We start from the raw sequence: 14407 nt of genomic DNA, 5'->3' as shown, positions 1-14407 counted from the left end.
TGGTCTATATGTTACAGCCTGATAATTCAGCGTTCAGGACCGATCACAACTAAGGAATTCGACACGTGCCCGATTGGCTTCAACTCATGGCGGATTCCCTGCCCACCCTGCTTTGGGCCGGTATCAAATTCACCATCCCCCTGACCCTTTTGTCATTCATTTTCGGGCTGTCTCTCGGATTGATTACAGCGCTTGTGCGTTTGTTTGCGCCCATATGGGTATCTCTTGTTGCGCGTTTTTATGTTTGGATTTTCCGTGGCACGCCAATGTTGGTGCAGCTCTTCGTCATTTTCTACGGGCTTCCAAGCGCTGGCATTTATCTCGATGCCTTCACCGCAGCTGTCATCGGCTTCTCACTCAATGTTGGCGCATATAGTTCCGAAGTCATTCGGGCCGTTATTTCCGCAGTTCCAAAAGGTCAGTGGGAAGCAGCTTATTCCATCGGGATGAGTTGGCGCCAGGCGCTCACACGCACAGTTCTTCCACAGGCCACGCGCACAGCCGTTCCGCCATTATCAAACACCTTCATCTCGCTCGTAAAAGACACATCACTCGCTGCCGCGATAACAGTGCCGGAACTGTTCCAGTCTGCACAACGTATCGTCGCCACCACTTATGAGCCGCTTGTTCTTTATATCGAAGCTGCGCTCATTTATCTGCTGCTCAGCACGATCCTGTCCAACCTTCAGGGACGCCTTGAAAAGCGTTTCAGACGCTATGGCGGAACGCTGGAGACAAATTCATGATCGAGTTGAAAAACATCTTCAAAAGCTTTGATAACGTTGTGATCCTTAATGACATCAACGTCAAAATCGCCGAAGGGACTGTTACAGCGCTCGTTGGCCCTTCGGGTGGTGGTAAAAGCACGCTTCTGCGCTGCATCAATCTGCTGGAGATTCCGACCTCCGGAACATTAACACTGGGCGGCCAAAGCATAACCCTTGATCCCGACCGCAAGCCAAGCTGGCAGGCGATCCAGTCGATCCGCCGTCAGACTGGAATGGTGTTTCAGAATTTCCAATTGTTCCCCCATCAGACAGCAATTCAGAACGTTATGGAAGGTCTCGTGACCGTTCTCAAATGGCCTAAGGCAAAGGCGCAGGAACGCGCCATGGAACTGCTTGTAAAGGTGGGCATGGCACACAAGGCTGACGCTTGGCCTGCAACACTTTCTGGTGGCCAGCAACAGCGCATCGCTATCGCGCGTGCACTTGCGCCGTCGCCGCGCGTTCTGCTTTGCGACGAGCCTACATCTGCTCTCGATCCAGAACTGGCATCGGAAGTTGTTGACGTACTGAGCAAGCTTGCTCAGGAAGGAACAACCATGGTCATTGCCACTCATGACCTGAGGCTTGCCTCAAAAATCGCGCAGAATGTTGTGTTTTTGGAAGCTGGCAATATTGTCGAAACCGGCACTGCACATGATATTTTCGTTACACCGGCGCGCGAACGGACCAAGCAGTTCGTGGCAACAATCAATGCCGCGCACAGCTACGACATTTGAACTAAAAAACTTTTTTGATTTTGATGATGGGGCTTTTGCAGACAGCAAGAGCCCCTATTCATATGGGTGATATCAGATTCCTGCGTCCTTTTATCAATTTCCCACGACTGGTCCTCGCCTGCCCCTTGGTAAATACCCAAAGCGCTGCTACATTAAGGACAACGTAAAAATTGAAGCGCCTTGCTTGCGTCCTGTAATGGTTCGCGCGGCGCCATAAGGATAAAAACCTTGAAAAACCCCGAGGAGCGCCCCGCAGGAATGGCGCAACAAGGGGCGTCCGGCGGACAAACGGGCAACCAGCAGGCTCGGAATCCGTCCGAGAACGGCAAGCGCAAATCGCGTAAGCATGCCGTTCCAGAAGTCGGCAAGGCAGCGAAAGCCCCCGATTCAGGACGCTCAGACACAGAAAACAAGGGCTCGCAAAGCCAGCGCAAGCGTGCGCGCCGTCGCAACCGTGGTAAATCTCCCGGTAATGCGGATGCTCGCGGCCAAAAGCCAGCAATGGCTGAAACACCGAATGCAGATACTAAATCGGCAGATGGAAAGCCCGGCGGTAAAATATCGAATCGTCGCAGGCGCGCCCGTAAAAAGAAGCAGGCCCGCCAGCAGGGAAGCACGCCGGTAAATTCAGATAATGGTGCAAAGCTGCAAAACACCGCCGCCCGACCAGAAATGGCGGGTAGCGCTTTACAGCCATTAAAGCGCCAATCCGCCAACACGCATAGCCTGCGCAATCATGCACCACATGAAGCACCGCTTTATGCGGCGCTTGATCTCGGCACAAACAATTGCCGCCTGTTGATTGCATCACCAACGCGCCCCGGGCAATTTCGTGTTGTGGATGCATTCTCGCGCATTGTACGACTTGGCGAAGGTCTGAGTTCAACCGGACGGCTGAGCGAGCACGCGATGCAACGTGCTATCGAAGCTTTGAAGATCTGCCATGACAAGCTTCAATCCCGTCAAATCAAACGTTCCCGTTTGATTGCGACCGAGGCTTGCCGTTCAGCTGCCAATGGCGAAGAGTTTCTCGAGCGCGTTCGCACAGAAACCGGGCTTGAACTCGAAATCGTTGACCGCCAGACGGAAGCCCGCCTTGCTGTATCTGGCTGCGGAACGCTGGTCACACGCGAAACGGATGCGGTCGTGCTATTTGACATCGGGGGCGGCTCGTCGGAAATCGCACTGATCGATGTGTCTCAGCGTCGCTCTCCAAGACTTGCTGAGCACATCATGGCATGGACCTCCCTGCCCGTTGGTGTTGTCACGCTTGCCGAACGTTTCGGTGGTCGCAATGTCACGCAGGATAGCTTTGATGCAATGGTAGGCCATGTCACAGACTTGCTTTCCGGTTTTGCAGAACGCAACTGTCTCGGAAACCTGACGGCGAGCTCGCGCTTTCATCTGTTGGGCACATCTGGAACGGTGACAACGCTTGCTGGTATTCATCTCGGACTTGAACGCTATGATCGGCGGCGCGTCGATGGTATGTGGATGGGATCAGAAGACGTGACGCAGATGACGCAACGTCTGCTGTCATGGGATTTTGAAGCGCGCGTTGCCAATCCCTGCATTGGGGCCGATCGAGCTGATCTGGTGCTTGCAGGCTGTGCTATTCTTGATGCCATACGCAATGTGTGGCCGAGTGAAAAGCTTCTCGTTGCCGACCGCGGATTGCGCGAAGGCATATTGACCGAACTCATGTCGCGTGACGGTGCCTGGCGCCATAACCGCGCGCCAACCGTCAAAGCTGGCGGCAAAACCGACGTAAGAAACAGGCACTAAGATGAGCAAAGCAGGCGGAAACAAGAGCGGCACCAAAACGGGCGGACGCGGCGGCGCCGGAACCAGCAATCTTCGCGTTCGCGTGAAGAAGAAAGCCGGAACGATCAAGGAATCGTCTCGCCGGTGGCTGCTACGCCATCTGAACGACCCCTATGTCCACCAATCGAAGAAGGATGGCTATCGTTCGCGCGCAGCTTATAAGCTGATCGAAATCAACGATCGCTATAACCTCCTGAAAAAAGGTCAGAAAATCATCGATCTCGGTGCAGCGCCGGGTGGCTGGTCGCAAATTGCGGCTAAAATCGTTGGCTCTACAGATGAAGACCCGCAGGTTGTTGGCATCGATTATCTGCATGTTGATCCGCTTCCCGGCGTTATTTTGCTGGAAATGGACTTTCTTGATGACGCAGCACCCGAAAAACTGATGGAAGCGCTTGGCGACAAGCCTGATCTGGTGATTTCAGATATGGCAGCACCAACGACTGGCCATCGCCGCACAGATCACTTGCGTACCGTGCATCTCTGTGAAGTTGCTGCGGACTTTGCGGTGTCGGTTCTTAAACCCGGCGGCCACTTCCTGACAAAGACATTTCAGGGCGGCACAGAAAATGATCTGCTGGCGATGCTTAAACAGAAATTCAAATCTGTGCATCACATCAAGCCACCGGCATCGCGCGCTGAGTCCGTCGAGCTTTATTTGCTCGCACGTGACTTTAAAGGCTAAAAACGACCATCAAGGCGGCTTTCAAAGCCGCCTTTTTATTTACCATTAGACAGTCCTGCTTCTTCCAAAGCCCCAGCCGCATTGCCTTTACGGTTTAACTTTGCTGAGCTTGAAAGCTCGTGACCAGCATCCGGGGCTAGTCGAGCAAACCAGAAAATTGCTGTCGCTGATACCAACGCGACCACGAAGAACCCGATATGGAAATCGGCCAGCTGTAACGGTGCCTGCCGGATTGCCGTGCTCAGTTCAAGAATGCCACCCGCAAGCGCCACTCCCAATGCAATTGAGACCTGTTGCGCGACCGCCGTGATAGGTGTCGCCTGACTCGTCTTGGCATCCGGTATCTCAGCGAAAGCCAAAGCATTCACGCCTGTGAAAAACAGCGAGCGGAAAAAACCACCAATCAACAAAAATCCGATAATAACACCATAAGGCGTTTCGGGGAAAAAAAGTCCATTGGCGGCAATGAAACCAGCCGAAATTAGCGATCCATACATAAGCGTGCGGCGGAAGCCAAACAGATTGAACACCTGCCTCGCACCAAACTTCATGCTGATTGCGCCAATTGCCGAAACGAACGTCATCATGCCGGATTGGAACGGCGTCATGCCGAAGCCGAGCTGAAACATTAAAGGCAATAGAAATGGAATTGCACCAATGCCCAAACGAAACACGCTGCCGCCAAAAACCGCCGAACGAAAAACCTGATTATCGAAGAGCTTTAGATTGAGCAGCGGATCGGTCACGCGCCGCGCATGTAGAATATACAGAGCAGCACAAACCAAGCCGACAGCCACAATAACAATACCAATGATTGGCGGCAGTGCCGGCAGACTGACGACCGACAAACCGAATACGACGCCCGACATCGCAACGCCAGACAGAACGAATCCCGGCCAATCCAGCGGCTTGAGAATGCGCTCATCAGTGTCCGGCAGAAAACGTGTTGCAAACCAGATGCCCAGAAGTCCGATCGGCACGTTAATGAGGAATATCCAGTGCCATGAAAAGAAGGTGGTAATAAACCCGCCGACAGGCGGGCCAACCAACGGGCCAACCATTGCTGGTATAGTCAGCCATGCCATTGCAGACACCAGTTCACTTCGCGGCGTCGAGCGGATCAACACCAAGCGCCCAACCGGCGTCATCATTGCACCGCCCATCCCCTGCAAGAAACGCGCGACAACAAAAGCAGTCAATGAGTTCGACGCAGCACAAGCAACCGACCCCACCACAAACACCGCGATTGCAGCACGAAATACATTCTTTGCGCCGAATCGGTCTGCCATCCAACCGCTCACCGGAATAAAAACTGCGAGTGAGACCAGATAAGCAGTCAGCGCGAGTTTTAAGGCAATCGGGCTTGTGCCGATGTCAGCTGCAATTGCTGGTAACGACGTTGAAATGACGTTGGAGTCCATCTGCTCCATGAAAAGAGCGATAGCCAACACGAGAGGAACGATGCGGTTCACGGGAATTCCGAATAAAAGCAGTCAATTACTGTCGACTTAGCTCGTCGATCATATCTCGCTTTTTATGTAGCGTCTGGCAATAATTTGCCAGACAGACTTGGCTCACAATGCGGTGAGTGCCGCAAACAGCTCTTCGTTTCTGAAAAGATATTTCCTCACGCGACGTTACAATCGTTCACATTTCTGAGAAATGGGTTGCGCCCCTCGTAACAGACTGTTACATTTCGTTATGTTCTCGAGCTTTAGAACCGGATGCAACAGCGTCGAGGTTCAAGGAGGTAGAAAATGAATGACATTACTAGAACCGCACTTGTTTATGGAATGATGATCGTTTCCCTGAACACGGCGCTGGCGATTGGTCTTCTGGGGTTAGACTTCCTGCGTTAAGTGCGAGACCCTAACAGTTTGATTTTGCCCTCCAGGCAAGCATGAAAAAGAGCGCTCCCGAGTTATTTGGAGCGCTCTTTTCATTTGTATTCAACGAATACGTTCCTGACTTTGGGGATCGAAAAATACAGCTTTGTCGAGATTGAATGCGAGGCGCGAACGCTGGCCAGCAACAATCCGCGCGTCAGCACGCAAACGCGCTACGACCTGTTTGCCACCAATACGCGTAACGGCGAATGTGTCTGAACCCGCAGGCTCAACCACATCAATCAGGCAATCGCCCTCGATGATAGATTGCGCATTACGATCTGCCCCATCCGGGTCTGTGAGTGCTTCTGGACGAATTCCAAAAATAATATCCTTACCGACATAATCGCCAAGCCCTTCCGGTGCATTAACGAGCGGAAGTTTCAAGGCCTCGCCTTCCGCTTGCGCAAGCCGCACAGAAAAATCGGCGCCATTCTTTTCAACGCTGGCTGTGAGAAGGTTCATGGCTGGCGAACCCATAAAATCGGCCACAAACATATTTGCTGGATTGTTATAAATCTCCGCTGGCGTGCCAAACTGCTGCAAGATTCCGTCTTTGAGAACCGCGATCTTCGTTGCGAGCGTCATGGCTTCGATCTGGTCGTGCGTCACGTAAACAATCGTCGTTTTCATACGATGATGCAGACGCTTGATTTCGGTGCGCATATCAACACGCAGCTTGGCATCAAGGTTTGAAAGCGGTTCGTCGAATAAAAACACCTGCGGATTGCGAACCAACGCACGCCCCATCGCAACACGCTGACGCTGACCACCGGAAAGCTGACTCGGTTTGCGATCCAGAAGATGGCCGATCTGGAGAATGTCGGCCACTTCCTGAATAGCCTTATCGCGCTCTGGCTTTGGGACCTTACGAATTTCCATACCGAAAGCGATATTCCCCGCAACAGTCATATTCGGATAGAGTGCATAGGACTGAAACACCATCGCAATATCACGCTGAGAAGGATGAAGGCCCGATACTGAGCGCCCATTGATAGAAATATCGCCCGATGTAATCGGCTCAAGTCCGGCAATGGTATTGAGCAGCGTAGACTTGCCACAACCAGACGGCCCAACCAGAACAAGAAAGCCACCTTCTTCAATTTCGATATTGATATCTTTAAGAACCGAGACACTGCCGTAGGATTTGTAAAGATTAGAGATTTTTAGAAATGACATAACAGACTTATCCTTTAACAGCACCGGACATCAGGCCGCGTACAAAATAGCGCCCGGAAACGATGTAGACGATCAGCGTAGGCAGAGCGGCGAGAATGGCAGCTGCGAAATGCACGTTGTATTCCTTAACCCCGGTCGAGGAGGAAACCAGATTATTGAGCGCAACCGTCATCGGCGTTGAATTTGCACCCGAGAAGGAAGCACCAAAAAGGAAGTCGTTCCAAATATTGGTAAACTGCCAGATAACCGACACAACGATGATTGGTCCTGATGATGGCAAAAGAATACGCCGGAAAATCTGGAGGAAACTTGCACCGTCAATCTGTGCAGCGCGAACCAGTTCGGTCGGAAACGCCTCATAATAATTGCGGAAATAAAGCGTCGTGAAACCGATACCATAGACCACATGAACAAGGATCAGCCCCCAGATTGTACCTGCAATGCCAAGCATACCAAGCACACGCGCCATTGGGATCAGCACGATCTGAAACGGGATGAAACATGATAATAATAGCAGGCCGAAGAAGATATTCGAGCCGCGAAAACGCCATTTCGTCAGCACATAGCCGTTTAGAGCGCCCACGATTGTTGAGATAGCAACGGCAGGCACAACCATCAGGATTGAGTTGATAAAGAATGGCTTGATGCCAGTTGGCTGCACGCCAATCTGCGCCGTTGACCATGCCGAAAGCCATGGCTCAATCGTCCATTGCTGTGGCAGGCTTAGCATGCCGCCCTGACGGATTTCATCCAATGGCTTGAATGAATTTACCAACATTACATAGAGCGGCAGCAAATAATAGATCGCAAATAGCAGCAACGCCGAATAGATCAAGGCGCGGGTTAGCTTGCCGCTGTTGATTGCATTTTCCTGGGTCGGAGCACTCATGACCGCGCTCCCCCGCGAATTTCCGAATAAAGGTAGGGGATGATAATCGAGAAAATCATCACGAGCATAATAATCGCGGAAGAGGCACCAATGCCCATCTGATTGCGCGTGAATGTGTAAGAATACATGAATGTTGCCGGGAGTTCGGTGGCCTGCCCCGGTCCGCCGCCGGTCAAAGCAACCACAAGATCATAAGCCTTGATCGCAAGATGCGCGAGAACCACAAAAGCCGACAAGAATACCGGACGCATCAAAGGAATTATGATACGGCGGTAAATAGTGCTCGTGGAAGCACCGTCGATTTGCGCCGCTTTGATGATTTCATTGTCTACGCCACGGAGGCCCGCAAGGAACATCGCCATAACAAAGCCGGACGACTGCCAGACAGCTGCAATGACAAGGCAATAAATTGCCATTGTATTGCTCTTAATCCAGTTAAAGGTAAATCCTTCCCACCCCCAAACGCGCATCGTATGTTCAAGGCCAATACCTGGATCAAGGAACCACTTCCAGGCCGTCCCTGTCACGATGAACGACAGCGCCATCGGATAAAGATAAATCGGACGCAAAAAGCCTTCACCACGGATTTTCTGATCAAGCAGAATGGCTAGAAACAGGCCGATGACCGAACATATAATGATGTAAAGCGATGCAAAAATCGCGAGATTGGTGATAGCGCGCCACCAATGCGGCAAGGCCCACAATTTTTCGTAATTCGAAAGCCCGACAAACCCATATGATGGCAACATGCGGCTGTTGGTGACGGAAAGAACGCCAGTGTAAATGATAAATCCATATACAAAGACAAGGACAATCAAAAAACTGGGCGCAAGAACCAGCTTCGGCACCAGTTCCTGTAGTCGGCTATTACGCTTCATATGTGCGCCACCCATTTCTGCGCTGCGCATCCGGCGGCCGTCGTTCAATGCGGCGCGTTTCAGATGCGGACTGTTGTTTGCGCGGCAAATTATTGGCCGCTTATTGCAATTTGTATGTGTCTGACGAAATACTCGCCAATATTTCAAAGATTTATAAGAATAAGCTGCATGTGCCCGGAAAAATCCGGGCACATTTGATCTGCCTACTTCGCACCTTCAACGGCCGAAACCAGCTCCTTGACCGCGTCATCCGACGAAAGCTGGCCGTTAAACTGACGAGTTACAACGTCGTAAATCGCATTCTTTACGGAAGCCGGGTTTGCATAACCATGCGCCATGGAGCCGAGCATCGTGCCCTTTTCTGCGGCTTCTTTCACATCAGCAATGGCCTTTTTGCCGCAAGCATCAAAAGCGGTATCTGGAACATCGGTGCGGGCAGGAGCAGAGCCCTTGACTACGTTAAAGGCCGACTGAAACGCTGGACTTTCGATAGCAGAAGCCATTTCAAGCTGTGCTGGTACCTTATCATCAGCAACCTTGAACATCGCGAACATATCGGAGTTGAAGGTTACCGCCCCCTGGGTTTCCGGGTAGCGCATACAAACAAAATCTTCGCCCGGCTTTTTACCGGCCTTCACGAACTCGCCCTTAGCCCAATCACCCATAAATTGAACGCCAGCCTTGCCTTCGATGACCATTGCTGAAGCAAGATTCCAGTCACGACCAGAGAAGTTATCATCCACATAAGAACGCAGCTTTGTCATGCGGTCAAAGGCCTGCTTCATCGTATCGCTGCCAAGTGCTTCCGGATCGAGATCGATGAAAGCCTTTTTGTAAAAGTCTGGGCCAAAGGAAAGGACAACCGCGTCAAAAATTGTTGCGTCCTGCCATGGCTGGCCGCCATGTGCGATTGGCGTAATGCCCTGTTCTTTGAAATTATCGAGAAGAGCAACCAGTTCATCCCAATTGGTTGGCTCTTTGCCGCCGGCCTTGTCGAGGGCTGCCTTGTTGATCCACATCCAGTTGGTGGAGTGAATGTTCACAGGTGCGGCGATCCAGTGGCCATCATACTTCGCAAAATCCTGCAAAGGTGCTGGAATAACCTTGTCCCAGCCTTCCTTGCCCGCAACCTCATCGAGATTGCCAAGCGAACCTTGCTCAGACCAGTCTCGAATGTCGAAACCGAGCATCTGCACGGCGGTCGGAGCATTGCCAGCTGTAACGCGGGCGCGAAGGACAGTCATCGCTTCTGTGCCGCCACCGCCTGCAACTGGCATGTCTGTCCAGCTAATCCCCTTAGCTTCCAGATCTTTTTTGAGAACATCAAGCGCTGCGGCTTCGCCGCCGGCGGTCCACCAATGCAGAACCTCTACGTTTTGTTTATCCTGCGCATGTGCAACAGGCGCCATTGTGGCAAGCATTGCACATGCAGCCGTACCCATAGCGGCCATTTTAAAATATTTATGCATATGTCTACCTCCCGTAGAACGCTACAAAACAAAACTTTGTCGGATGCTGTCATAAGGTCGTTGCCCCACGCATCCAAAAGCGCATTCAATCTGCTTTGAGACCTCCATCCCAATTATTCCACCGCAGCTCCACCTGCGATTGACAACGTTGTCTTTTTTCGTTGAACATTTTCATTTCAGACAAGATGTGCCCCTAGAATAGGCCGAGAAACCTGATGTGTGTCAATACAGTTAGCTCACGGAGACCCAAACTCTGCAACGTTAAAGCGAGAAAATCATCCAAAAAACGAAATAATTTGAGCATCTTAGTGTACGAAAAAATATTTCTTATAGCGGTATATTACTCGTTAGCGGATATCTGAAAAATTCAACGCTCATCCAGTGCCAGATCAGCATAAATTTCCCGTGTGGTGACTAGACATCGGCCAAAGGAAAGCCTAGTTTTCGCTCACTCGCACAATGGTGTGCGGGTTTGTTCTCGGGGCGGGGTGAAATTCCCCACCGGCGGTATGAAGAGCGATCTTCGAGCCCGCGAGCGCCTTAAATAAAGGTCATTTAGACCATTTGTTTAAGGGTCAGCAGATCCGGTGAGATGCCGGAGCCGACGGTTAAAGTCCGGATGGAAGAGAGCGAAAGAGCGTTTAACCTGGCTTTGTGCGGGGTTGCGTTCCTTTGTGCGCCCTGATTCTAGTTTCGTGAGGAACCTATGAACCAGAGCTATCCGAACAAGACATCCTTTAAAATCGCCTTTATTCAGGCGCGCTGGCACGCGGATATTGTCGACGAAGCGCGCAAAAGCTTCATTGCTGAACTAGCTGCCAAAACTGGGACCAATGTGGAAGTTGAAGTCTTCGACGTTCCCGGCGCTTATGAAATTCCGCTTCATGCCAAGACGCTTGCAAAGACAGGCCGCTATGCGGCAATTGTTGGCGCGGCGTTCGTGATTGACGGCGGTATTTATCGTCACGATTTCGTAGCTACCGCCGTTATCAACGGTATGATGCAAGTGCAGCTTGAAACCGAAGTGCCGGTGCTCAGCGTGTCGCTCACTCCGCATCATTACCATGACAGCAAAGAGCACCATGAATTCTTCTTCAACCATTTCAAGGTGAAGGGTGTGGAAGCTGCACATGCCGCGCTGCAGATCGTCAGCGAACGCGCACGCATCGAAGCGCTTGGTAAGATCGACGCTTAATCAAGATAACCGACCTTGCCTTAGCGAGGTCGGTTACTCACCGAGAATGCGCTCAGGATGGCAATAGACATCGAAGTCATTACCCCGAACGAGCGCTGCGAGCGTCAGCCTCGCCTCATCTGCAGTGCGGATCGCTAATGCCGTAGGCGCAGAAATAGCGGCCAACAATGGAACGCGCAAAATCACAGCTTTTTGCACCATTTCAACAGACACGCGGCTGGTAATCGCAACGAGGCCCTGCTCTGCGACCTTTCCGGCGCGTGCCATTGCACCGATGAGCTTATCGAAAGCGTTGTGGCGTCCGACATCCTCGCGAACTGCAAAAAGCCCCTCGCCCGGAATGAAGAAACCTGCACCATGGACGGCCCTCGTTTCTGCATTCAACTTTTGTGCTGCAGCCAACGCATCCATGGCATCTATGATGGATCGATGTTGAAACCGTAACGTCTCGGCAGAAAGCGCAGATAACGGGCGCAAAGCTTGATCGATTGAATCGATGCCGCATAATCCGCAACCAACAGGACCGGCCATAAATCTGCGCCGTGCAGCCAGCGCATTCCCCGGCTCGGCAGACAGTCGCATTTGCATATCAATCCCTTTTTCAAAGACCTCAATGCCTAAATCTTCAATTTCGGAAATGCTGGAAATAATGCCTTCCGTTAAGCTGAATCCAAGTGCAAAATCTTCCAGATCAGCAGGCGTTGCCATCATTACGGCATGAGTGGTGCCATTGTAACTCATTGCAACTGGCATTTCTTCGGGAACCTCGCGCGAGCTTTGATAAAAGCTTTTATCGCGATAGGCCAGATACGGATGGTTCAAACTGACTTTCAGACCAAACATTCTTACCTGCTACAGAGATTGCTAAAAGTAAAATCGCTACACAGATAATTAATAACCATAAAGAACCCCGCCACAACAAATCTCTTGTTACCAGCTTTTAACAATCGAACCAAATAGCCAGCCTTCCTTAAGCAAAAGGTTTCTTTATTATAAGTTCTACGTTCAAATCTTCCGGAGCACCCAGACGGTATGCCCGATCAAGCGCCGGATCATTCAGAGCGAGCTCCAGACTTAATGCAGCAAGCGATTGTGATGTTTGTAGCCCACTACGCTTGATCGCATCAGGGGATGAGTGATCAATTACGACTGCAATGATGGACAATGTGCCATCGCGATTATCCAAAATTTCAATCGTTCGGGATTGTTGAGGATAATCGATATGAGCTGCGGTATTAATCTCCCAAAAGCCGTGACCGTTATTCAAAGGGTCGTAATGGCTCCATATACGGTTGCAGTGCGTATGCCCGTTTACCCAAAGCACAACGTTTGGGTAACGCGCCAATAACGCCAGAAAAGCGGCAGATCCTAAACGCTCCAAATCGGGCATTCCCGCAGGCGCGCGCTTCATATTATCAAAGGTAATAGAATTATGATGAGAGAAAATCGTAATCAAAGCATCTCGATTATCGGTTCGGATTAGCGAACCATCCTCAAGATAATAGGATGACGAGTAATTCCGAAGCTGATTTTCAAGCCAATTGGCTTGATCGACATCCAAGGAGCCATCCGGACCACCATTGGGATTGGTCGTATCCAGCATGATACCGACGACCCCATCTGCCATTTGGAATTGATAATAAGCATTCTGCTGCTCAACATTTTCCTGCGTAAAGCCATGGCCATTTGGGCCAAACGGACCCTTGGCATCCAGGTGTTGTTGAATAAATTCCATCTTTGAAAAAGGGCGACGCATTTCGGAAGGCATAATTTGAACGCTCGGAACTTCGTTCATCATTTGCGCCATTTGCCCCGGTAAAACTTTACTCACCGCCCCCAAGAACATCTCAGGCTGCATTCCTTTCGGCAGTCCCATCAAGACCCGGTTTGACGTACTAATCGTTGATATGAATTCAGAAATTCCACCACCACCAAAGACACCATAATCAAGGACGTCGTGGTTTCCAAAGCCTGAATACCAAGGCATTTTAAAGCCTTCAGCGTTTATGGGCTGGCTAATAGATGACAGAAAACCTTCAACCTCAGGAAAACCATAAGCGCGCTTCCAAATATCCGCCTTTACGTTTCCCGTTTGAGGCTCTGGATGCCAATAAGCATCATACGTCTCTTCAGAAAAAACGTTATTATCCTGAACACCGATGTAGGCGGCACCGCTGGCTGACATTATCGCAGAACCGCCGTTCAAAACCGTCAGAACAGACAGCAGTTCATGCATCGCTCGCGTATCGGCGCTGTCACCTGTCGATATTGCGAAGTCGAATTTCCGCTTCGATATCGGTCCAGCGCCTATTTGATTAATGCGCCTGATCATAGCATCTAGCACTTGGACGGTGAGTGTTTCCTGCGGTCGCCAAGCATTAGCCAACGGCGCACCATCAAGATTTGCGTTTGGTCCACCATATTGCCGCATAAATGCGGCGTGAGCGGGAGAGGATGCGTCGATAATGTGCAAGTCAGTAATTTGGGCAAAAGCCACCAGCGCTTTTCGATTGGCGTCGCGCTTGTCGAGTGCGGGCGCCAAATCTTCGCGCACGATCAATGGCAAACCATTATCATAGGCAAGCTGCCGGTAACGTTTACCCTTTGTGAGATATTCGCCGGGGACAATCGCTTTATCCAATGTGGTCAAAGCTTCAGACTGCGTCTCTTCTGCTGAAAAGACTTGATGCGGCGCACAACCGCACGCAAATAACGCGCCACCAACGGGCACGGCACAACTAGCCTTCAGAAAGGAGCGGCGTGATAATGCACCATAAACCCCTAAATATTCTCTCGTGATACTCAAGACGATACCTTTCTGAAATATTTTCAAAATATGAATTTGAATAATACTTCAGAAGCTAGACTTAAAAATCAACAATATATTTTTAAAAATAT

General features: G+C 50.9%; 12 protein-coding genes and 1 riboswitch. Of the genes, 5 read left to right on the top strand and 7 right to left on the bottom strand.

Translation table 11 applies throughout. The features are described 5' to 3' along the window. The first annotated feature begins 65 nt into the window (after positions 1-65). The 4 genes from U2P60_RS04880 to U2P60_RS04865 all read left to right on the top strand — a co-directional run bounded on the left by U2P60_RS04880 (position 66) and on the right by U2P60_RS04865 (position 4013). Complete coding sequence (locus U2P60_RS04880) at positions 66-746, top strand: amino acid ABC transporter permease (protein ID WP_313829471.1); 681 nt, start codon at positions 66-68, stop codon at positions 744-746. Next, positions 743-1504 (top strand): amino acid ABC transporter ATP-binding protein, encoded by a 762-nt coding sequence (locus tag U2P60_RS04875; protein ID WP_313829470.1) that lies wholly within the window; start codon positions 743-745, stop codon positions 1502-1504. The genes U2P60_RS04880 and U2P60_RS04875 overlap by 4 nt, the downstream gene beginning before the upstream one ends. Positions 1505-1732: 228 nt before the next feature. Next, positions 1733-3289 carry a Ppx/GppA phosphatase family protein gene (locus U2P60_RS04870; RefSeq protein WP_413571584.1) on the top strand — a complete coding sequence of 519 codons (1557 nt, stop codon included), beginning with the start codon at positions 1733-1735 and terminating at the stop codon, positions 3287-3289. 1 nt (position 3290) lies between these two features. Then, positions 3291-4013, top strand: coding sequence for an RlmE family RNA methyltransferase (locus U2P60_RS04865; protein ID WP_250042273.1), 723 nt, complete (start codon positions 3291-3293; stop codon positions 4011-4013). A 35-nt stretch (positions 4014-4048) separates the two neighbouring features. On the opposite strand, the gene U2P60_RS04860 is transcribed toward U2P60_RS04865, so the two are convergent. The 5 genes from U2P60_RS04860 to U2P60_RS04840 form a co-directional block, all read right to left on the bottom strand. Beyond that, positions 4049-5485: an MFS transporter gene (locus tag U2P60_RS04860; RefSeq protein WP_413571583.1), complete on the bottom strand. Its 1437-nt coding sequence runs from the start codon at positions 5483-5485 to the stop codon at positions 4049-4051. Between the two features lie 477 nt (positions 5486-5962). Beyond that, a complete protein-coding gene (locus tag U2P60_RS04855; protein WP_413571582.1) occupies positions 5963-7078 on the bottom strand; it encodes an ABC transporter ATP-binding protein in 1116 nt (371 codons plus the stop codon). 7 nt (positions 7079-7085) lie between these two features. Beyond that, positions 7086-7967, bottom strand: a complete 882-nt coding sequence (locus tag U2P60_RS04850; protein ID WP_313829466.1) for a carbohydrate ABC transporter permease — start codon at positions 7965-7967, stop codon at positions 7086-7088. Beyond that, positions 7964-8845, bottom strand: coding sequence for a carbohydrate ABC transporter permease (locus U2P60_RS04845; protein WP_413571581.1), 882 nt, complete (start codon positions 8843-8845; stop codon positions 7964-7966). Before U2P60_RS04845 ends, U2P60_RS04850 begins: the two co-directional genes overlap by 4 nt. A 203-nt stretch (positions 8846-9048) precedes the next feature. Beyond that, positions 9049-10314 (bottom strand): ABC transporter substrate-binding protein, encoded by a 1266-nt coding sequence (locus U2P60_RS04840; protein ID WP_313829464.1) that lies wholly within the window; start codon positions 10312-10314, stop codon positions 9049-9051. 470 nt (positions 10315-10784) lie between these two features. Then, positions 10785-10949: riboswitch (FMN riboswitch) on the top strand. Between the two features lie 71 nt (positions 10950-11020). Here U2P60_RS04840 and U2P60_RS04835 point away from each other — a divergent pair. After that, entirely contained in the window at positions 11021-11509 is a 489-nt protein-coding gene (locus tag U2P60_RS04835) for a 6,7-dimethyl-8-ribityllumazine synthase (RefSeq protein ID WP_313829463.1), read from the top strand. A gap of 33 nt (positions 11510-11542) precedes the next feature. Here the strand turns inward: U2P60_RS04835 and fdhD are convergent, their stop codons facing one another. Then, positions 11543-12352: a formate dehydrogenase accessory sulfurtransferase FdhD gene (fdhD, locus tag U2P60_RS04830; RefSeq protein WP_413571579.1), complete on the bottom strand. Its 810-nt coding sequence runs from the start codon at positions 12350-12352 to the stop codon at positions 11543-11545. Positions 12353-12479: 127 nt separating this feature from the next. Next, positions 12480-14315, bottom strand: a complete 1836-nt coding sequence (locus U2P60_RS04825; protein WP_413571577.1) for a TIGR03767 family metallophosphoesterase — start codon at positions 14313-14315, stop codon at positions 12480-12482. Positions 14316-14407 lie beyond the last annotated feature (92 nt).

It is taken from the genome of Brucella sp. H1_1004 (assembly GCF_047308065.1).
Taxonomy (GTDB): domain Bacteria; phylum Pseudomonadota; class Alphaproteobacteria; order Rhizobiales; family Rhizobiaceae; genus Brucella; species Brucella pseudogrignonensis_B.
This window is presented reverse-complemented; position numbering and strand designations above follow the sequence as displayed.

Excerpts from the sequence above, each read along its gene's own strand:
- U2P60_RS04835 (WP_313829463.1), top strand. The coding sequence starts at position 11,021 with ATGAACCAGAGCTATCCGAACAAGACATCCTTTAAAATCGCCTTTATT.
- U2P60_RS04840 (WP_313829464.1), bottom strand. The coding sequence starts at position 10,314 with ATGCATAAATATTTTAAAATGGCCGCTATGGGTACGGCTGCATGTGCA.
- U2P60_RS04845 (WP_413571581.1), bottom strand. The coding sequence starts at position 8,845 with ATGAAGCGTAATAGCCGACTACAGGAACTGGTGCCGAAGCTGGTTCTT.
- U2P60_RS04850 (WP_313829466.1), bottom strand. The coding sequence starts at position 7,967 with ATGAGTGCTCCGACCCAGGAAAATGCAATCAACAGCGGCAAGCTAACC.
- U2P60_RS04875 (WP_313829470.1), top strand. The coding sequence starts at position 743 with ATGATCGAGTTGAAAAACATCTTCAAAAGCTTTGATAACGTTGTGATC.
- U2P60_RS04855 (WP_413571582.1), bottom strand. The coding sequence starts at position 7,078 with ATGTCATTTCTAAAAATCTCTAATCTTTACAAATCCTACGGCAGTGTC.
- fdhD (WP_413571579.1), bottom strand. The coding sequence starts at position 12,352 with ATGTTTGGTCTGAAAGTCAGTTTGAACCATCCGTATCTGGCCTATCGC.
- U2P60_RS04865 (WP_250042273.1), top strand. The coding sequence starts at position 3,291 with ATGAGCAAAGCAGGCGGAAACAAGAGCGGCACCAAAACGGGCGGACGC.